Raw genomic sequence first — 18,090 nt, 5'->3', positions numbered from 1 at the left:
CCTCAGGCAGACCGGCAGCCGTCAGGGCCCCACGCAGGTTTCCGTGACACTCGGGGTGTATTCGGTCGTGCCGGCCAAGTCTCTTCTTGAGCCAGGCCGGCTCCGTACCGGCGTACTCCCGTTCACGCGTCTCCGTCATGTGGCCCCTCCTCGTGTGGGTCCGCGAGAACGGGAAAGTCCGACGGTGTGGACACGCTTCTGCTGACCTTCGGGCACAGCACCGCCGATCGGGACCGGATCGCCGATCTGCTGCGTCATGCCGGCGTCACGGCCGTCGTGGATGTGCGGACCGCCCCCGGCAGCCGCCGCGACCCCGATCTGTCGCGGCGGCGGCTCGCCGAGTGGATGCCGGGCTGCGGCATCGCCTACCGGTGGGAACCCGCCCTCGGCGGATTCCGCACACCTCCCGTGGACAGCCCGGACATCGTCTGGCGCAACGCCTCCTTCCGCGGTTACGCCGCCCACACCCGCTCCCCCGAGTTCGTCACCGCGATGGACCGGGTGCTGCGCGAGGCCTCGCAGTGCCGCACCGCCGTGATGTGCAGCGAGGCGGTCTGGTGGCGCTGCCACCGCCGGCTGATCGCCGACTTCGCGGTGCTCGCCCGCGGCGTACCGGCTCAGCACCTCATGCACGACGGGCGCCTCAGCGCCCATGCGCCGACGCCCGGCGCGCGCCTGCGCGACGACGGGCTTCTCGTGTACGACGGTGACGAGGGCCCCGACGGCCGCACCGAGCCGGCCCGCGGCTGAGCCCGTCAGTACAGCTTGTTGACGGCCGTGACGGTGGTGGTCTTGAAGTCGGACACCTGGGCGTGCTGGAAGTTGCCCATCTGGCCCCACAGGACGACCGTCACGGTCCTGCCGTCGCGGCCGACCGAGAACAGGCCGATGTCGGAGGAACCCCACGCCGAAGCGGTGTGGAGGCCGTAGACATGGGCGCCCTCCTCGACGTTCAGCCGGCCGTAGTACTTCTGCGACGCCGTGATGTCGGGGTCCTGCTCCATCAGCTTCTTCGCGCAACCGGCGATGTCCTTGCGCAGCAGCGCCGCGAAGTCCTTGGCGCGCTGCACGTCGCGCTCCACGACCGTGATCTGCTGCGCGCTGGTGTCGTACTCGGTCCAGTACGAGCGGTGGGAAGCGATGGACGGCAGGGCCTCGCCCACGCACACCGGCAGCGGGTCCGGCTGACCGGCGGTGACCGGACCGGCGTACCAGGGCGAGGTCGGGTGCGGAGGCAGTTCGGCCGGCTCCAGGAACCGGGGGGTGGTGGAGGTCGGTGCGGTGGCGGCAGCGGCCGGGACGGCGGCTGCGGCGACACCGGCGGCGGCCGCCAGCGCGGCCGCGGTGGTGCGGATGCGTCGGGTACGGACGGACATGTTTTCCCCCATGGTCTTCGTGTGAATGCGCGGGCTTCAGCCCTTGCACTCACTAGGACCCGTCACCCCCCGCAGACGTTGCCCTGCCCGCCTGCTACGGGTTCGTCCCGAATGTCACCGGCGCGCTACAGGGGCCCGATCGCCGAGGACCGGCGCGTACGTGCGGCTGATGGAGGCTCTGGGGAGACTGTGAGTAACCTTCCCCGTACGCAGTAGGTTCCCCTTGCGCGCGTGGGTGTGGCCCGCGTTCTGGGCCGATGCGAGGGGCGAAGAAGGTGCCTCAGCTTGGCGGCACCGCGCCGGGTGAGGCCGACGCGGCGGCCGTGACGCCGAGACGGCCGTCGAGATGCTGCGGCTGCACGTCGGCGGGCAGCGGCCCAGGGGCGAACTGCGCCATCCGGCCACCGAGCTCGCCGCCTCGGCGGCCGCGGAACTGCGCGCCCGCTGGCGCCCCCGCAGCGGCGGCCGGGCGGACACGGGGAAGGGTCCCGAGCAGGTCGGCCCATGCTGACGGGTACGTCCGGCAGGGCCCGCCCGCGCCGGGGCCGCACCGTGTCGATTCCGTACGAGTCGCACGCCCACGCACCGAGGAGACCAGCGATGACCTTCTCCGCCGGTCTCGCGCGCGGTGTCGCGCCCACCGCGCCGGGGACCCTGCACGCGCCGTCGGTCCCGTCGGTGAGCTGCCGCTGCCCGACGCAGCCCGGCCGGAGGACTAGCTGATGAGCACGTTGGCCAGGGACAGGTCGCGGTGGACGATGGGGTGCGGCCGCTCGTGGGCGACGGCGAGTCCCTCGGCGGCCTGCCGGAGCACGGCGGTCACCTCGCCGACGGGCACCACGCCCGAGTGGGACTCCATCAGCCGCTCCAGGCTGCCGCCCGCCACGTACTCCATGGTGATGTAGCCGCGCACGCCCTCGGAGGTCTGCACGGTGCCGGCGTCGAACACCCGGATGATGTCGGGGTGCCCGAGGGTGGACAGGATCCGGGCCTCGTCGAGCATCCGGGACGTCGCCTCCAGCGAGGCCACGTGCCTGAACGGCTTCGGGGCCTGCCAGCCGAGGATGTGGTGCCGCACCCGGCAGACCTCGGCGAAGGCGCCCTCCCCCAGCCGGCGGTCCACGACGAGCGCCGAGTTGATCCGCTGCCCCTGCCGGAGCAGGGCGCAGCCCACGCCCGTCGCCGTGTCCTGCGTGCGGTCGAGCACGGGCTCACGCACCTTCCCACCGGTGAAACCACCCGCGACGTCGCCGGTCCACTCCGCCCCCGTCCGCCCTGCGGCGGCGCGGGACGCCAGGGTAGGAAGCCTCCGTCGGGACCCCCTCCGAGGACCGGGGCCGTGATCCGCCTCACTCCCGGCCCGGGCCGGCCCAGGGTCGCCCGTTATGGTGACCAGGGCGCATCAAGGCGCCCAAGACGGACAAGGTGGCGGAGGACACACGGTGTCGGACCAGAGGCGACTCGTCGCCGGGCGCTATCGGCTCGACGAGCGGATCGGCCGGGGCGGCATGGGCACGGTGTGGCGCGCCGACGACGAGCTGCTGGGACGCCAGGTCGCCCTGAAGCAGCTGCACGAGCGGCCGCATCTGTCCGCCGACGAGCTCGGCACGCTGTACGAGCGCATGCGCCGTGAGGCCCGCAGCGCCGCGCGGGTCACGCACCCCAACGTGATCGTCGTGCACGACGTCGTGGAGGACGACGGCCGCCCCTGTGTCGTCATGGAGTACGTCCCCGGGCACACGCTCGGCGACCTCCTCCAGGACGGCCGGACCCTCCCGCCCCACGACGCGGCCCGCATCGGCCTGGCCATGGTGGGCGCCCTCCGCGCCGCGCACGAGGCCGGCGTCCTGCACCGCGACGTCAAGCCCGGCAACGTCCTCCTCGGCGCGGGCGACCGGGTCGTCCTCACCGACTTCGGCATAGCCATGACGGCTGGTTCGTCGACGCTGACCAGGACCGGCGAGATGGTCGGCTCCATCGACTACATGGCCCCGGAACGCGTCAGGGGCCTCACCCCCGGCCCGGCATCGGACCTGTGGGCCCTGGGCGCGACGCTGTACCAGACGCTGGAGGGCCGTCCCCCGTTCCGCCGCGCGACGGCGATGGAAACGGCGTACGCGATCGCCACGGACCCCTTGACCCCACCTCGCCGGTCCGGCCCGCTGGCCCCACTCATAGAGTCCCTCCTGGCCAGGGAACCGGAGGCCCGTCCTTCCGCGGAGGAGACAGAACGTTCCCTCAGAACGGTGGCGAACAGCGCCCCCAAGGGGCGCGAGGCTGTGTCGACAGGCGGCTCCGCCGCGGGGCGCGACCAGCCACAAGCCACCCGCACCCGCCGGCGCCGGCGCCGGCGCATGACCACCATCGCCGCGACCCTGACCACCTTGGCCGTGGGCGCCACCCTGTACGCAACGGCCCCGCACGACACAACCAAACCCGACGACGACACAAGCCCACCCCCCACCCCCAAGGGCTACCACCTCGTCCACCAGCCGAAGCTCGGCATCTCCTTCCTCATCCCGGACGGCTGGAAGCCCCGAACCCGCACAGCGGAACAAGTCACCTACACCGCCCCCTCCGGCCTCGCCGAAATCACCATCGGCACGGTCGCCCCCGCGGGCCCGAACCCCGCCGACCACTTCGCCGACATCGAGGCGAACACCAAGGTCAACTACCCGACCTACCGCCGGCTCCGCATGCAGCGCACGACCTTCCGAGAACAGCCGGCCGCCATCTGGGAGTTCACCTTCCAGGGCCGGGCCCGTACGTTCCGCGCCATCGACCTCGGCTACGGCCGCGAGGGCGGGCGCGAGTACGACATCTACCTCTCGGCGCCCGAGGCGCAGTGGGACACCTACCGCCCGGTCTTCGACAAGGTCAGGGACGGCTTCAGGACAAGCTGAAGAAGATCATGGGGTTGTCCGTGCTGTCCTTGACGGGATGTCCGAGGGCGACACTCCGCTTGACGTCGTTCAGCCGGTCGTGGATCTCCGGCGCGTGCGCCCGGGACGCCGTGAAGTACCGATTGCCCCGCTCGGCGAGCCAGCGCAGCACCACCGCTCCCTCGGTGAACGGCAGCGCCCGGCGCCCGTGGAACACGTCGTGGACGCACACGGGTATGCCGGGCCGCATGCGCGGCAGCAGGTGCCGGACGTACCAGCGGGCGAAACGCGCGGAGTGCGCGGCGTCGATGAACAGGAAGTCCGCGGTGTCGGGGACCTTCTCCAGGTTCTCCCGCACGTCCCCCTGCGTGAAGGTCCAGCGTCCCTCGGCGAGTTGGCCGGGCACCTCGCGCAGGACGTGGTCGACCACGTCGTACGAGTAGAGATGGCCCGTGCCGTTGTCGCGCAGGGCGCGCAGGATCCAGGTGGTGGACCAGCCGTGGAAGGTGCCGATCTCCACGACCGTCTGCGGCCGGGCCTCGCGCAGCAGCAGATAGGTGATCTCCGCCTCGATGTCGTCGAGTTGGGCCTTCATCGCGTGGGGCGGTGCGAGCAGCGCGCGCTGTTCCTCGCGGACCCGGCCGAGGTCGTCGGCGTAGGTGCGGTAGAGGCGGATGACGTGGTCGATGTCGAGGGGCTGGTGCATGTGGGCGCTCCGTGCGTACGGTCCGTGGTCAGGGCGCGGTGACGGTAGGGCGCGGGAGGCGGGCCGCGCGTCACACCCGGGTGCCAACCGCGGTGTCGCACCTGGGTATGACACGCGCCCGGGGCCTGCGGACTCAGCCGGTCGATCCGGGCACGACCAGACCCGACTCGTAGGCGAGGACGACCAGTTGGGCCCGGTCCCTGACGCCCAGCTTGGTGATCAGCCGGGTCATGTGGGTCTTGACCGTCTGCTCGGCCACCACCAGCGTCCCGGCGATCTCCGTGTTGGACAGGCCCCGCGCGACCAGGCCGAGAACCTCCGTCTCCCGGGGTGTGAGGCCGTTCAGCCGCAGCCGGGCCCGCCGCCCGGCCGGGGGGCGGCGCCGGGTCATGTCCTCGATGAGGCGGCGGGTGACGGACGGGGCGAGCAGGGCGTCACCGGCCGCGATCACCCGGACGGCCTGGACGAGTTCGGCGACGGGTGCGTCCTTGAGCAGGAAGCCGCTGGCGCCGGCCTGGAGGGTTTCGTAGACGTAGTCGTCGAGGTCGAAGGTGGTCAGCATGAGCACCTTGGGCCGGTGCGTCCCGCCCGGCGGCGGGTCGAGCAGCTGCCGGGCCGCCTCCAGACCGTCCATCTCCGGCATCCGGATGTCCATCAGCACCACGTCCGGGTGGGTGCTGCGGCAGACCTCGACCCCGCGCCGGCCGTCGGGCGCCTCCCCCACGACGTCGATGTCGCTCTGCGCGGACAGCAGTGCGGCGAATCCCGAGCGCACCATGTCCTGGTCGTCGACGACGACCACCCGTACGACCATGCTCACTTCTCCCGTTCCGGCACGCGAACCCGTGCGGCCCGGCCACCCGTTGCCGGGGACGGCGGACCGGACCCCACTCTGCGTCGCGGCGGAGGGCCGCCGCCTCGGCCGAACGGCCACGACACACCGGTCCGACCTGCGAAGGCTCGGCCGAACGACGGATGCCGCGGCCCCGCGCCGGGCGCGCGTCGCGCGACCAAACCGTGATCCGCTTCACACCGGCGCGGGGGCAGGCCTGGGCCTTACAGGGCGTAAAGCGGCCGAAGAATGGATATGGGCTATACGGCGAAACGCGGGGAGTGTCCGACGTGCCCGGATGCCGGGCGCAGCGGCTTCAGGGGAGGGAGCGCACATGGGTGGCCTGCCCTTGTATCTCGAACCGCGGCTGGAACCACGGCTCAGGTCGCTCCTGGCGGCGACCGGGACGCTGCACTCACTCACCGACGCGCTCGGCTCACCCCTGCACGTCGTGGTGCCGGACCAGATCGCCGAGAACCTGGAGCGGTTCCGGTCCGTGTACCGCCGGCATCATCTGTCCGGCCAGGTCTACTACGCCCACAAGGCGAACCGGTCCAGCGCGCTGCTGCGCCGGCTCGCCGCCACCGACGCGGGCGTGGACGTCGCGTCGCTGGGCGAGTTGCAGCACGCGCTGGGGGCCGGTTTCACCGCCGGCCGGATCACGGCGACGGGTCCGAAGAACCCGGAGTTCCTGTGGCTCGCGGCCCTCACGGGCGTCACGGTCGGCGTCGACGGAGTCGCCGAGCTGGACCAGCTCGCCGCGCTGGTACGCAAGCACGCGCTGGCCCCGGTGCGGGTGCTGCTGCGGCTGTCGGGGTTCGAGACGTCGGGGGTGAAGGTGCTGAGCCGGCGCAGCCGTTTCGGCACGCCCGTACGGGAGTTGGACGCCCTGCTGGAGGCGGTCGAGCGGCACGGCGACGCGGTCGAGCCGACGGGGGTGGCCTACCACCTGGACACCACGAGCGTCGCGGAGAAGGCGACCGCCCTGGAAGGGTCCCTGGCGGCCCTGGAGGCGTGCCGGGCCCGGGGACTGCGGCCCCGGGCCGTGGACATCGGGGGCGGGTTCGGGGTCAGTTACCTCGCCGAGCGGGAGCAGTGGGAGGCGTACACGAGCGCGCTCACGGCCGCCGTCCTGGGCCGCCGACCGCCTCTGACGTGGGGTGGGCACGGCTACGGGCTGCGCAACGAGTCCGGCACCGTGCGCGGCGTGCTCGGCCTCTACCCCGCCCACCGGTCCGTCGCCGGCGCGGCCTATCTGGACGAGCTGCTGGCCCAGCCCGCCGCCTCCCTGGGCGGCCGTCCGCTGGCCGCGCTGCTGCTGGAGCACCTGTACGACCTGCACAGCGAGCCCGGCCGGGCTCTGCTGGACCAGTGCGGCGTGACCCTGGCGAGAGTGCTGGAGGTCCGCTCCCAGGAGGCGGGCGGGGCACTGCTCGTACGGCTGGCCGCCAAGGCGGACGACATCGCCCTGGAGGACCACGGAGTGCTGATGGACCCGGTCGTCGTCCCGAGAAGCGGAGCCGGGCCGGGCGAGGGGCCCGTCGCCGTCCATCTCTTCGGCGGCCTGTGCCTGGAGACCGATCTGATCACGCGGCGCACGGTCTTCCTGCCGCGCCGCCCGGTCCCCGGCGACCTGCTGGCCTTCGCCAACACCGCCGGTTACGCCATGGACTTCCACGCCACCCGCGCCCAGCACCAGCCCGCCGCCCGCAAGGTCGCCGCCTGGCAGGACGGCGACGCCTGGCGCTGGTGCCTGGACGAGCAGTTCTGGCCGATCACGCCCTCGGGGGGAGCTCAGTGAGGTACGACAGCATCACCGATGCGATAGGCAACACCCCGTTGGTACGGATCGACCCGGCCGTGCACGGCCTGCGCAACATCGACCTGTTCGCCAAGCTGGAGATGCTCAACCCCTTCGGCTCGGTGAAGGACCGGGCGGCCTGGAACATGGCGCGTCCGCTGCTGGCCGAGGCGGTCGAACACGGCAGCCAGGTCGTGGAGTTGTCCAGCGGCAACACCGCGAAGGCGCTGGCGGTCGTCGCGGGCATGCACGGCCTGGGCTTCAAGAGCGTCACCAACCGGATGCGGGTGCCGGAGATCAAGGACCTGCTGCTGCTGCTCGGCGCTCAGATCGAGGAGCTGCCGGGGCAGAGCGAGTGTCTGGACCCGACCGCGACGGACGACCCGCTGACCCTCTTCCACCGCACGCTGTCCGCTTCCGGCAGTACCTACCTCCACACCGACCAGTACTTCAACCCGCGCAACACCGAGGCGCATCTCACCGGCACCGGCCCGGAGATCGTCAAGGACCTGGACGGCCGGGTGCCGGACTGGTTCGTCGCCTGTGTGGGCACGGCCGGTTCCTCCACGGGCGTGGCCCGCGCGCTGCGGGAGGAGGATCCCTCGGTGCGGGTGGTCGGGCTGGTCGCGGCCAAGTCCGACTTCATCCCCGGAATCCGCACCATCGACGAGGTGCAGGAGGTCGGCCTGTTCGACCCGGACACGTACGACACGATGGAGTCGGTGAGCTCCGACGAGGCGATCGAGGGGATGCTGACCCTGAACCGCCGCTGCGGCATCCTGGGCGGGCCCACCGGAGGCGCCGCCTACCACGGGGCCGTCCGCCATCTGCGCGCCGTCGACGAGGAGTTGACCGAGCGCCGGACAGCGGTGTTCATCGTCTGCGACCGCGTGGAGAGCTATCTGAGCTACGTCCGGCAGCGGCGTCCCGACCTGCTGGGCCGGCCGCCCCGGAAGAACTCGCCGGCCGATCTGACCGACGCCGAGGTCGGCGGGGCGCCGTCGGTCACGGTGGCCGAGGCCCGGCGGTGGATCGACACCGAGGGGCCGCTCGTGGTCGACCTGCGCAGCCCCTACGCGTACGCGGCGCTGCACATCGACGGGTCGGTGAACATCGTCGACGAGCTGTTCGCCGAACTCCTCCAGGGCGGACTGCCGTTCAGCCGGAGCCGGCCGGTGCTGCTGGCGTGCCCGGTGGGCGAGCAGTCCGCCCGGTACGCGGCGCTGCTGACCCGGATGGGCCATCCCGACGTACGCAGTCTGGCCGGCGGCATCATCGCCTGGCGGGACGCGGGCGCGCCCCTGGTGCGGGACTGACGGCCATGACCGCACCCGCGATCCGCGATGATCTGCGCCAGTGGCAGCAGGCGCTGCGCGCCCAGTTCCCCATCATCACCGGGCACCCGGAGCTGGCGTATCTGGACAGCGCGGCGACGGCACAGAAGCCGCAGGCCGTCCTGGACGCCGCGCAGACGTACCTCACCACCAACAACGCCAACGTGGCACGCGGCACCTACCCCTGGGCCAACCGGACCACGGAGCTGGTCGAGCGCACCCGCGAGCGCGTCGCCCGGTTCCTCGGGGATCCGCAGCCCGAGCGCTCCGCCGTCCACTTCACCAGCGGCACGACCGAGGGGCTGCGCACGATCGCCCGCGACTGGCTGCCGGGGTTCCTGCGCGACGGCGACGAGATCGTCGTACCGGACGCCGACCACCAGGCCAACATCGCGCCCTGGTGGGAGGCCCAGCGGCTGCTCGCCCGCGAGGGCGTGCACATCCGGGTGGCGCCGATGCCGTACCAGAGCGGTTCCGGGGACTACGACCACCGCGCGCTGGCCGAACGGGCCGGGCCGCGCACGCGGTTCGTCGCCACCACCCATGTGCACCATGTCTACGGCGGCGACATGAACGTGCAGCGCATCCGCCGGGCGGTCGGCCCGGACGCGGTCATCTGCCTGGACGCGGCGCAGAGCGTCGGGCATCTGCCGGTGTCCGTGGCCGAGTTGGACGTCGACTTCGTCGTCTTCTCCGGGCACAAGGCGCTGGCCCTGCCCGGTTCGGGGGCGGTGTGGGCCCGGCAGGCGCGCGGCCCGGCTTTCACGCCCGGCGGGTGGAGCGGCACGCCGAACACCGTGGGCATCGCCTCGCTCGAAGCGGCCCTGGACTGGCTGGACGCCGCCGGTGTGGAGCGCGTCGAGCGCTGGACGGTCGCCCTGGCGGCCCGGCTCACCGAGGGGCTGCGCCATCTGGACGCCTACGAGATCCTCGGCTGCCCGCTGAGCCTGGCCGCCGACTCGGCCGTGCAGCGGCGCCTGGGCATCGTCACCCTGCGGCACCGTGCCATCGACTCGGGCGACCTGGGCTTCATCCTGTTCAGCCACGGTTTCATGGTCCGCTCGGACAACCACTGCCAGGGCGACGCGGGCGAGAAGACCGGTTCGGTCCGGGTGAGTCTCCATGTCTACAACACCGTTGAGGAGATCGACCGGCTGCTGTCCGTCCTCGCCTCACTCCAGTGACTCACCCCACTAGGCATAATGGGAACCGTTTCCACCTGTAGGCTCGGTCCGGAAAGAGTCAGGTGCGAGACGGCAAGGTGGCGCGACCGGATGGGGCTGAGTCTGGCAACGGCGGAGCGATGGGTGGAGCGCTGGGAGCTCCAGCAACAGCGGTACGCGGTCGACCGCGAGGAGCGGTTCACGGTGATCGCCGATGTCGTCGAGCACGTCACGGCCGGGCACGGCTCCCCACCCCTCGTCGTCGACCTGGGCTGCGGGCCCGGCTCGCTGGCGGCCCGGCTGGTCCGGCGGCTGCCCGACGCGGAGATCGTGGCCGTGGACCGGGATCCCCTGCTGCTGGAGCTGGGCCGGACCCACCACCCGGACGCGGCCCGCTACGTCGACGCCGAGATCGGCGCACCCGGCTGGACCTGGGCCCTGGACCTGGACCGGCCCCTGGACGCGGCCGTCTCCACGACGGCCCTGCACTACCTCGACCGCGACACCCTGCTGCGCGTCTACCGGCAGCTCGCCGCGCTGCTGCGGCCCGGCGGTGTCCTCGTCAACGGCGACCATCTCCCCCAGGACGACACGGGCCCGGCCGGGATCGCCGCCCATGTCGGGCAGTGCCGGGCCGACCGGCAGCGGGTGTTCGCGCACGAGGACTGGGGCTCCTGGTGGGCCGCCGTCGCCGACGACCCCGAGTTGACGGACCTGCTCGCCGAGCGCCGCCGACGCGAGGCATCTCTCGACACCGGCCGCCCCGCCGAACTCCCCCTCTCCGCCCATCTGGAGCTGCTGCGGCAGGCGGGCTTCGCCACGGCGGGACCGGTCTGGCAGTACGGCGACAGCTGCGTGGTGGTCGCGGTTCGCTGACCCGGGCGTCACCCCTGCGCCGCCCCCGGCCGGCGGGCGGCGGCAGGCACCCGGACAATACATGCAGGAATCGCTATATGTTAATGTCGCCATGACAGCCCCGGCCGAAGCACCGCGGCCGCACGAGCCACACACAAGGAGCCACCCCCATGACCACCGCCGAGCACCTCACCCACGAGAACCACGCGCACGCCCACGGCGACGACTGCGGCCACGTCGCCTTCACCCATGGCGATCACACGGACTACGCCCACGACGGCCACATCCACCGGATGCACGCGGACCACGTCGACGAGTGCGCGAACGGCGCTCACGCGACGCACCAGAACCACGACCACCAGCACGGCGACGACTGCGGCCATCTGGCGGTGCGGCACGGCGACCACACCGACTACGTGCACGACGGCCACCGCCACGCCGCCCACGCGGGACACTGGGACGACCACTGACGGGACCGGCCGCCGGTGGTCACCGAGGGACCATCGATACGTATTGGAAATCGTTGCCATATGCTAATGTGTGCATATGACAACGACGCCCTCTCCCCCGACGGACGATCCGGACCAGACCCTGCACGCGGCCAGCGAGCTGCTGCGCGCCCTGGCCTCGCCCGTTCGGCTGGGCATCGTGCGCGAGCTGTCCGGCGGCGGCAAGTACGTCCATGAACTGGTGACGGCCCTGGGCGTGAGCCAGCCGCTGGTCTCCCAGCACCTGCGGGTGCTGCGGACCTCCCGAATCGTCACCGCCCGGCGTCAGGCCCGCGAGACGCGGTACACCCTCACCGACGACCACGTGGCGCACATCGTGCTGGACGCCATCCGGCACGCACAGGAGTAGCGCACCCGGCGCCCCTCTTCGCCGGGTTACGGGACGAGGGGGCGGACGTCCTCGGCCACGAAGCGGACGAAGCCCTCGGGGTCCGGCTCATCGCCGGTGGGTTCCAGGACGACGGTGTCGGCGCCGGCGGCGACCAGGCGCTGAACGGCCTCGGCCACCGCGGCGGCGTCGCCGGTGACTCCCAGGCCGGGGATCTTGTCCGTGCCGGATGCGGTGCGCTCGGCCTGGAGGCGGGCGGCGGCGTCCGGCCCGGTGGCGGTGAGGAGATAGACGGCCACGCGGTGGGAGCCGGTGCGGCCGGCCGCCGCGCGGCCCTCGTCGATGAGCCGGCGGGCGTTGCGCACACCGTCCGGCGGGATGGCCTCGCTGAGCAGCGTGCCGTCGGCGGCCTCGCCCGACAGACGCAGCGAACGGGGGCCGGTGACGCCGGCGAGCACCTCGGGAGCGGTGGGCGGGGGCCAGTCGAGGCCGACGTCGTCCAGTTTCACGTACCGCCCGTCCGTGGTGACGCGCTCGCCGCGCAGCAGCGCCCGCAGCGCGTCGAGGTACTCACGCAGCAGCGTGACCGGCGACTCGGCCCGCGCGCCGACCTGCCCCATCCAGTCCTGCACGCCGTGTCCGACGGTCAGCGTGAAGCGTCCCGGAAAGAGCCGGTCCAGGGTGGCGGTCTCCATCGCGGTGAGGGCGACGTTCCGCAAGGGCACGGGCAGCAGTCCGATGCCGACCCGCAGCCGTTCGGTCCAGGCGAGCGCGGCGGACGCGGTGGCGATCCCGCTCTCCAGGAAGCAGTCCTCCCAGAACCACAGTTCCTCAAGTCCCGCCGCCTCGGCGGCACGGGCTATGTCACGCAGCTTCTCGGGGGGCAGCTGAGGCCGGAAAACAGCACCAAGAGTAGTCATGGGCCCTTACCTACCCCAGTGTTCCGAGGTGAACAACTGCTTTATGGCGCTTGGCTCTTGACGCCGTGAGAGGTCTCGCCGACGGCAGCGCGCGCCAGCGGCCCGGACCGGCGGCGTCCCGCGAACCCAGGCCGCTCACCGGTCCGTTCACCGCTGTGGTCAGCCCCGGGTCAGGGTGACGGTCTGGCCCTGTACCGCGTGGAAGCGGGGCAGCAGGCCGCTGAAGGCGCCCAGTTCCATCAGGGTGGCCTCGACGTGGGCCGCGCCGGGCACGAGGGAGCCGGGCACGGGGCGGCCCTTGTTCACCCAGCGGTGCTCCGCGCCGTCGCACACCGCCCGGGTGCCGCCGGTGCCGTAGCGGATGGTGGACACGCCCTGGCTCACGGAGGAGCTGACGAAGACCGGGCCGCTGGAGCTCTGGCAGCGGTAGGTGCCGGAGAGGGTGACGGTGCCGTCGGTGGCGATCCGGCCCACCCTGTCGACCGTCACGGCCTCGTAGGGGGCGGGAACCGCCGTTGCGGGATCCGCGGTGGCGGGCGCCGCGGTCGCGCCGGTGAGCAGGAGCAGCGCGGCACCGGCCGCCGCGCCGAGAAGGGGACGTAGACGCATGGGAAGACCTCCCGAAAGGAGTGGAATGACAGATTCCACTCGTACCGGGCCTCCGGGCCCGGCGCCCGTGATCCTCACCCCTTCGGCGGAGAGCCCGCCGCGTCCCTACGGCAGCACCGCGAAGCCGTCCAGTTCCACCAACGCCTCCTCGTCCCAGAGCCGGACGACCTCGACGACCGCCATGGCCGGGTAGTCGCGGCCCGCCAGTTTCCGCCAGAGGCGGCCCAGTTCGGGGGCGTGGGCGCGGTACGCGGCGACGTCCGTGGCGTAGACGGTGACGCGGGCGAGGTCGCAGGGCGTGCAGCCGGCCGCGGTGAGGGCGGTCAGCAGGTTGGTGAGGGCCCTCTCGAACTGTTCCGGCAGGGTGGCGCCGACCACCTTGCCGTCGCCGTCGAGGGCGGTCTGCCCCGCCAGGAACACCACCCTGGTCCCGGAGGCCACGACGGCGTGCGAGAAGCCCGCCGGCGGGGCGAGGCCGGGCGGGTTGACGCGTTCGGTGGTCACCGGGCCTCCTGGTGTGCCGCGTACAACTCCTTGGCGATGATGCCGCGCTGGACCTCGCTGGCCCCCTCGTAGATACGTGGGGCGCGCACCTCACGGTAGAGGTGTTCGAGCAGGTGACCGCGTTGCAGCGCGCGGGCGCCGTGCAGCTGGACGGCCGTGTCGACGACGTACTGCGCGGTCTCGGTGGCGAGCAGTTTCGCCATGGCGGCACGCTGGGGCACGTCCGGGGCGTTCTCGTCGTACGCCGTCGCCGCCGCGTAGACCATCAGCCGGGCCGCCTCCGTGCGCAGGGCCATCTCGGCGACCTGGTGGGAGACGGCCTGAAGGTCCCTCAGCTTGCCGCCGAAGGCGTCCCGCCCGGCGGTGTGCGCGAGGGTCGCGTCGAGCGCCGCCCGGGCCATGCCGACCGCGAAGGCGCCGACACTGGGGCGGAACAGGTTGAGCGTCCCCATGGCGATCCGGAACCCCCGGTCCACCTCACCGAGCACGTCGTCGGCCGTCACCGGCACGGCGTCGAAGCGGAGCGCGCCGATGGGGTGCGGGGAGAGCATGTCGAGTCCGTTGCCGGTCAGCCCCGGCCGGTCCGCCGGCACGAGAAAGGCAGTGACGCCACGTGCCCCTGCCCCCGGGGTGGTCCGGGCGAAGACGGTGTAGAAGTCGGCCTCGGGGGCGTTGGAGATCCAGCACTTCTCGCCGGTGAGGCGCCAGCGGGCGGGGCCGTCGGGGGCGGCGGCCAGTCCGGCGGGAGCGGGTGAGTCGTGGACCGCGTGTTGTGATGCGTGAACCGCGCGCCCGGATCCCGGCGAGCCGCCGGCAGCAGCCCGGCCCCCCTCGGTTCCGCCGTCGGACGCCGCCGCGCCCGGCGAGCCGCCTTCACGGGCGCCGGCGCCTCGAATGCCGCCGCCGGACGCCGCCGAGCGCGATGAGCGGTCGGCGGGAGTCCGGGCGTCCCGGGCACTGCGGTCGGGTGTCACCGAGCCCGATGAGCCGCCACCACTGATCCGGGAGTCCTGGGTGCCACCGGATCCGGCCCGGCCCTGAGCGCCGTCGGAGGCCGTCCGGCCCCGAGAACCGCCGTCGCAGGCCGTCTCACCCCGGGAGCCTCCGTCCGCCGCGCCGGCGCCCCCGCCGGAGGCCACCCCGCCCAGTGAGCCACCGTCGGATGCCGCCTCTTGTGAGCCGATGCCGGGTGCCGTCCCCGATGAGCCACTGCCGGACGCCACCCCCGGTGCCCCGTCCCGCTCCGCCCGCAACCCCAGAGCCACCGCATCCGACCCCGCCCCTGGCTCGCTCAGCGCGAACGCCGCCACCGCGCTGCCTTCGGCCACCCGGGGGAGCCAGCGGGCGCGTTGGGACTCCGTGCCGTGGGTGTGGACGGGGTGGGCGCCGAGGCCCTGGAGGGCGAGGGCCGTTTCGGCTTCCGTGCAGGCGTAGGCCAGGGACTCGCGCATCAGGCACAGGTCGAGCGCGCCGGAGGTGAAGAGCCGGCCGAGCAGTCCGAGGCTGCCGAGTTCGGCGAGCAGGACGCGGTTCACCCGGCCGGGCTCGCCCTTCTCGGCCAGCGGGCGCAGCCGCTCCGCGGCGAGGGTGCGCAGCTCGGCGCACCAGGCGAGTTGTGCCGGTTCGAGCGAGAATGCGGTCATCGCCGGTCCCTTCTCGGCCACCCCTGCCTCCCGGCCGGGCCACTCCGAGGCTATCGCGGACCGTTGACTGTCGTCACTAACACGATACTCTCCAGAGGCGAGCCCACCACGCCAAGGGGGCGAATCGTATGAATCCACGGGGTACGGCCCACGTCGACACCTTCGCCCGTGACCATCTGCCACCCCCGGACCAATGGCCCGAGCTCCGTTTCGACCTGCCGGAGCTGCGCTACCCCGAACGGCTCAACTGCGCCGCCGAGCTGCTCGGCGGCCCACCCGGCGACCGCCCGGCGTTCCTCACCCCGGCCGGAGAGCCATGGACGTACGCCGACCTGCGCGCCCGGGTCGACCGCATCGCGCACCTGCTCACCGGCGAACTCGGCGTCGTCCCCGGCAACCGCGTGCTGCTGCGCGGCCCCACCACACCGTGGCTAGCGGCCTGCTGGCTGGCCGTGCTGAAGGCGGGGGCCGTGGCGGTCACCGTGCTCGCCCAGCAGCGTCCGCACGAGCTGAGCACGATGTGCGAGATCGCCCGGGTCCGGCACGCGCTGTGCGACATCCGGTCCGTCGACGACCTCGCCAAGGCCGAGATCCCGGACCTGCGGATCACGGCCTACGGCGGCGACGCCCCGGACGACCTCCTCAACCGCCCGGCGCCCGGCACACCGTACGAGGCCGTCGACACGGCGGCCGACGATGTCGCGCTGATCGCCTTCACCTCCGGCACCACCGGCCGCCCCAAGGGCTGCACGCACTTCCACCGGGACGTCCTGGCCATCGCCGACACCTTCTCCCGGCATGTCCTTAAGCCCGAAGCGGACGACGTGTTCACCGGCAGTCCCCCGCTCGGCTTCACCTTCGGGCTCGGCGGGCTGGTCGTCTTCCCGCTGCGGGCCGGGGCGAGCGTCCTCCTGCTGGAGCAGGCCGGTCCCCGGCAACTGCTGCCCGCCATCGCGCGGCACCGGGTCTCCGTCCTCTTCACCGCCCCGACGGCGTACCGCGCGATGCTCGACGGCCTCGACGGGCACGACGTCTCGTCCCTGCGCCGCTGCGTCTCGGCCGGCGAGAACCTGCCCGCCGCCACCTGGCGGGCCTGGCACGCACGCACGGGCCTGCGCGTCATCAACGGCATCGGCGCCACCGAGCTGCTGCACATCTTCATCTCCGCGGCCGACGAACGGATCCGGCCCGGCACGACGGGCGTTCCCGTACCCGGGTGGCACGCGCGCGTGCAGGACGAGCACGGCGAGCCGGTGCCCGACGGGGAGCCGGGGCTGCTCGCGGTGCGCGGACCGGTCGGCTGCCGCTACCTCACCGACCCGCGGCAGCGGGAGTACGTACGCGGCGGCTGGAACATCACCGGCGACACCTACGTCCGCGAACCCGACGGCTACTTCCGGTACGTCGCCCGCGCCGACGACATGATCATCTCGGCCGGGTACAACATCGCCGGACCCGAGGTCGAGGACGCGCTGCTGCGGCACCCGGACGTGGTGGAGGCGGCGGTCGTGGGGCGGCCCGACGAGGCCCGCGGGCAGGTCGTGGTGGCCTTCGCCGTCCTCAGGGAAGGCGCGGAACGGGACGCCGGGGCGCTGCGCGCCTTCGTGAAGAGCGAACTGGCGCCGTACAAGTGCCCGCGCGAGATCGTCTTCCTGGACGCACTGCCGCGCACGGCCACCGGCAAGCTCCAGCGGTTCAGGCTGCGCGCGGGCGGGCTCCCGGACGGCCGTACCGAAGACGACCGGGAACGACCGGGAGTGACCCGAACGACCTAAGATGATCAACGTGTCCGACCAGCATGCACCACGGTCTCTCATCGTCACGCTCTACGGCGCGTACGGCCGCTTCGCGACGGGCCCCGTGCCCGTCGCCGAACTGATCCGGCTGCTCGCCGCGGTCGGCGTGGACGCCCCTTCCGTACGCTCCTCGGTGTCGCGGCTGAAGAGACGCGGACTGCTCGTGCCCGCCCGCACCGCCCAGGGCGCGGCCGGGTACGAACTGTCCCCGGACGCCCGCCAGTTGCTCGACGACGGCGACCGGCGCATCTACGCCACGGCTCCTCCCGAGGACGAGGGGTGGGTGCTCGCCGTGTTCTCCGTGCCGGAGTCGGAGCGGCAGAAGCGGCACGTGCTGCGCTCCCGGCTGGCCGGCCTCGGTTTCGGCACGGCCGCACCGGGCGTGTGGATCGCACCCGCGCGGCTGTACGAGGAGACCCGGCACACCCTCCAGCGGCTGCGGCTCGACGCGTACGTCGACTTCTTCCGCGGCGAGCACCTCGGTTTCGCCCCGACCGCGGAGGCCGTCGCCCGCTGGTGGGACCTGGCCGCCATCGCCAAGGAGCACGAGGCGTTCCTCGACCGCCACGAACGCGTCCTGCGCGAGTGGGAGAAGCGCGAGGACACCCCGCCCGAGGAGGCCTACCGCGACTACCTCCTCGCCCTGGACTCCTGGCGCCACCTCCCCTACACCGACCCGGGCCTGCCCGCCGACCTCCTGCCCGAGGACTGGCCGGGGGTCCGCTCGTCGGCGGTGTTCCGGGGCTTGCACGAGCGGCTGCGGGACGCGGGGGCGGGGTTCGTCAACCGAGCCGAATGATTTTGTCCCCTGTCCCGCTGCGGCGGCGTGAGG

At 72.7% G+C, this 18,090-nt stretch carries 18 protein-coding genes and 2 pseudogenes; 11 read left to right on the top strand and 9 right to left on the bottom strand.

What is annotated here, in order from left to right; all coding sequences use genetic code 11:
• Nucleotides 1-186: 186 nt before the first annotated feature.
• Nucleotides 187-750: a DUF488 domain-containing protein gene (locus tag HDA41_RS30335; protein ID WP_184989571.1), complete on the top strand. Its 564-nt coding sequence runs from the start codon at nucleotides 187-189 to the stop codon at nucleotides 748-750.
• 5 nt (nucleotides 751-755) lie between these two features.
• Here HDA41_RS30335 and HDA41_RS30330 read toward each other — a convergent pair whose 3' ends face one another.
• Nucleotides 756-1,376 carry a hypothetical protein gene (locus tag HDA41_RS30330; protein ID WP_230299649.1) on the bottom strand — a complete coding sequence of 207 codons (621 nt, stop codon included), beginning with the start codon at nucleotides 1,374-1,376 and terminating at the stop codon, nucleotides 756-758.
• 346 nt (nucleotides 1,377-1,722) lie between these two features.
• On the opposite strand from HDA41_RS30330, the gene HDA41_RS30325 reads away from it, so the two are divergent.
• Complete coding sequence (locus HDA41_RS30325) at nucleotides 1,723-1,887, top strand: hypothetical protein (protein WP_184989567.1); 165 nt, start codon at nucleotides 1,723-1,725, stop codon at nucleotides 1,885-1,887.
• Nucleotides 1,888-2,091: 204 nt separating this feature from the next.
• On the opposite strand, the gene HDA41_RS30320 is transcribed toward HDA41_RS30325, so the two are convergent.
• Complete coding sequence (locus HDA41_RS30320; protein ID WP_184989565.1) at nucleotides 2,092-2,583, bottom strand: protein kinase domain-containing protein; 492 nt, start codon at nucleotides 2,581-2,583, stop codon at nucleotides 2,092-2,094.
• Between the two features lie 235 nt (nucleotides 2,584-2,818).
• On the opposite strand from HDA41_RS30320, the gene HDA41_RS30315 reads away from it, so the two are divergent.
• Nucleotides 2,819-4,279: a serine/threonine-protein kinase gene (locus HDA41_RS30315; protein ID WP_184989564.1), complete on the top strand. Its 1,461-nt coding sequence runs from the start codon at nucleotides 2,819-2,821 to the stop codon at nucleotides 4,277-4,279.
• On the opposite strand, the gene HDA41_RS30310 is transcribed toward HDA41_RS30315, so the two are convergent.
• Nucleotides 4,266-4,964 (bottom strand): class I SAM-dependent methyltransferase, encoded by a 699-nt coding sequence (locus HDA41_RS30310; RefSeq protein WP_184989562.1) that lies wholly within the window; start codon nucleotides 4,962-4,964, stop codon nucleotides 4,266-4,268. The two genes, HDA41_RS30315 and HDA41_RS30310, sit on opposite strands and share 14 nt — an antisense overlap.
• 133 nt (nucleotides 4,965-5,097) lie before the next feature.
• Nucleotides 5,098-5,778 carry a response regulator gene (locus HDA41_RS30305; protein WP_184989560.1) on the bottom strand — a complete coding sequence of 227 codons (681 nt, stop codon included), beginning with the start codon at nucleotides 5,776-5,778 and terminating at the stop codon, nucleotides 5,098-5,100.
• Nucleotides 5,779-6,130: 352 nt separating this feature from the next.
• Between HDA41_RS30305 and HDA41_RS30300 the strand changes: the two genes are divergently transcribed.
• The 6 genes from HDA41_RS30300 to HDA41_RS30275 all read left to right on the top strand — a co-directional run bounded on the left by HDA41_RS30300 (nucleotide 6,131) and on the right by HDA41_RS30275 (nucleotide 11,807).
• A complete protein-coding gene (locus HDA41_RS30300; RefSeq protein WP_184989558.1) occupies nucleotides 6,131-7,597 on the top strand; it encodes a Y4yA family PLP-dependent enzyme in 1,467 nt (488 codons plus the stop codon).
• Nucleotides 7,594-8,913, top strand: coding sequence for a pyridoxal-phosphate dependent enzyme (locus HDA41_RS30295; RefSeq protein ID WP_184989556.1), 1,320 nt, complete (start codon nucleotides 7,594-7,596; stop codon nucleotides 8,911-8,913). Before HDA41_RS30300 ends, HDA41_RS30295 begins: the two co-directional genes overlap by 4 nt.
• Nucleotides 8,914-8,918: 5 nt before the next feature.
• Nucleotides 8,919-10,115 (top strand): aminotransferase class V-fold PLP-dependent enzyme, encoded by a 1,197-nt coding sequence (locus HDA41_RS30290; RefSeq protein WP_184989554.1) that lies wholly within the window; start codon nucleotides 8,919-8,921, stop codon nucleotides 10,113-10,115.
• Between the two features lie 90 nt (nucleotides 10,116-10,205).
• Entirely contained in the window at nucleotides 10,206-10,970 is a 765-nt protein-coding gene (locus HDA41_RS30285; protein WP_184989552.1) for a class I SAM-dependent methyltransferase, read from the top strand.
• A 149-nt stretch (nucleotides 10,971-11,119) separates the two neighbouring features.
• On the top strand, nucleotides 11,120-11,419 hold the full coding sequence (locus HDA41_RS30280) for a hypothetical protein (protein ID WP_184989550.1): 300 nt from the start codon (nucleotides 11,120-11,122) through the stop codon (nucleotides 11,417-11,419).
• A gap of 76 nt (nucleotides 11,420-11,495) precedes the next feature.
• Nucleotides 11,496-11,807 carry an ArsR/SmtB family transcription factor gene (locus HDA41_RS30275; protein ID WP_184989548.1) on the top strand — a complete coding sequence of 104 codons (312 nt, stop codon included), beginning with the start codon at nucleotides 11,496-11,498 and terminating at the stop codon, nucleotides 11,805-11,807.
• A gap of 26 nt (nucleotides 11,808-11,833) precedes the next feature.
• Here the strand turns inward: HDA41_RS30275 and HDA41_RS30270 are convergent, their stop codons facing one another.
• From HDA41_RS30270 to HDA41_RS30250, 5 genes and pseudogenes are all read right to left on the bottom strand, one after another.
• A complete protein-coding gene (locus HDA41_RS30270) occupies nucleotides 11,834-12,706 on the bottom strand; it encodes an LLM class flavin-dependent oxidoreductase (RefSeq protein WP_184989546.1) in 873 nt (290 codons plus the stop codon).
• A 159-nt stretch (nucleotides 12,707-12,865) separates the two neighbouring features.
• A complete protein-coding gene (locus HDA41_RS30265; RefSeq protein ID WP_184989544.1) occupies nucleotides 12,866-13,315 on the bottom strand; it encodes a DUF6299 family protein in 450 nt (149 codons plus the stop codon).
• A 105-nt stretch (nucleotides 13,316-13,420) separates the two neighbouring features.
• Nucleotides 13,421-13,819 carry a RidA family protein gene (locus tag HDA41_RS30260; RefSeq protein ID WP_184989542.1) on the bottom strand — a complete coding sequence of 133 codons (399 nt, stop codon included), beginning with the start codon at nucleotides 13,817-13,819 and terminating at the stop codon, nucleotides 13,421-13,423.
• Nucleotides 13,816-14,550 (bottom strand): annotated as a pseudogene (locus HDA41_RS30255) (acyl-CoA dehydrogenase family protein); the annotation flags it as partial. The pseudogene HDA41_RS30255 and the gene HDA41_RS30260, both read right to left, overlap by 4 nt.
• Before the next feature lie 492 nt (nucleotides 14,551-15,042).
• A pseudogene (locus HDA41_RS30250) lies at nucleotides 15,043-15,462 on the bottom strand (acyl-CoA dehydrogenase family protein); the annotation flags it as partial.
• Nucleotides 15,463-15,590: 128 nt separating this feature from the next.
• Between HDA41_RS30250 and HDA41_RS30245 the strand changes: the two are divergent.
• A complete protein-coding gene (locus tag HDA41_RS30245) occupies nucleotides 15,591-17,237 on the top strand; it encodes an AMP-binding protein (protein WP_184989540.1) in 1,647 nt (548 codons plus the stop codon).
• A gap of 1 nt (nucleotide 17,238) precedes the next feature.
• The gene (locus HDA41_RS30240) at nucleotides 17,239-18,057 is read left to right on the top strand and encodes a PaaX family transcriptional regulator (RefSeq protein WP_184989538.1); all 819 of its coding nucleotides are present in this window, start codon (nucleotides 17,239-17,241) and stop codon (nucleotides 18,055-18,057) included.
• The last annotated feature ends 33 nt before the right edge of the window (nucleotides 18,058-18,090 follow it).

The organism is Streptomyces caelestis (assembly GCF_014205255.1).
GTDB classification, from domain to species: Bacteria; Actinomycetota; Actinomycetes; order Streptomycetales; family Streptomycetaceae; genus Streptomyces; species Streptomyces caelestis.
The sequence above is the reverse complement of the archived record's forward strand: the minus strand, read 5'-3'. Positions and strand labels throughout refer to the sequence as shown.

Bases quoted from the DNA above. Each gene is read 5' to 3' on its own strand.
- HDA41_RS30240 (WP_184989538.1), top strand. From the start codon at position 17,239: ATGATCAACGTGTCCGACCAGCATGCACCACGGTCTCTCATCGTCACG.
- HDA41_RS30310 (WP_184989562.1), bottom strand. From the start codon at position 4,964: ATGCACCAGCCCCTCGACATCGACCACGTCATCCGCCTCTACCGCACC.
- HDA41_RS30285 (WP_184989552.1), top strand. From the start codon at position 10,206: ATGGGGCTGAGTCTGGCAACGGCGGAGCGATGGGTGGAGCGCTGGGAG.
- HDA41_RS30265 (WP_184989544.1), bottom strand. From the start codon at position 13,315: ATGCGTCTACGTCCCCTTCTCGGCGCGGCGGCCGGTGCCGCGCTGCTC.
- HDA41_RS30300 (WP_184989558.1), top strand. From the start codon at position 6,131: ATGGGTGGCCTGCCCTTGTATCTCGAACCGCGGCTGGAACCACGGCTC.
- HDA41_RS30290 (WP_184989554.1), top strand. From the start codon at position 8,919: ATGACCGCACCCGCGATCCGCGATGATCTGCGCCAGTGGCAGCAGGCG.
- HDA41_RS30275 (WP_184989548.1), top strand. From the start codon at position 11,496: ATGACAACGACGCCCTCTCCCCCGACGGACGATCCGGACCAGACCCTG.
- HDA41_RS30305 (WP_184989560.1), bottom strand. From the start codon at position 5,778: ATGGTCGTACGGGTGGTCGTCGTCGACGACCAGGACATGGTGCGCTCG.
- HDA41_RS30280 (WP_184989550.1), top strand. From the start codon at position 11,120: ATGACCACCGCCGAGCACCTCACCCACGAGAACCACGCGCACGCCCAC.
- HDA41_RS30245 (WP_184989540.1), top strand. From the start codon at position 15,591: ATGAATCCACGGGGTACGGCCCACGTCGACACCTTCGCCCGTGACCAT.
- HDA41_RS30325 (WP_184989567.1), top strand. From the start codon at position 1,723: ATGCTGCGGCTGCACGTCGGCGGGCAGCGGCCCAGGGGCGAACTGCGC.
- HDA41_RS30270 (WP_184989546.1), bottom strand. From the start codon at position 12,706: ATGACTACTCTTGGTGCTGTTTTCCGGCCTCAGCTGCCCCCCGAGAAG.
- HDA41_RS30330 (WP_230299649.1), bottom strand. From the start codon at position 1,376: ATGTCCGTCCGTACCCGACGCATCCGCACCACCGCGGCCGCGCTGGCG.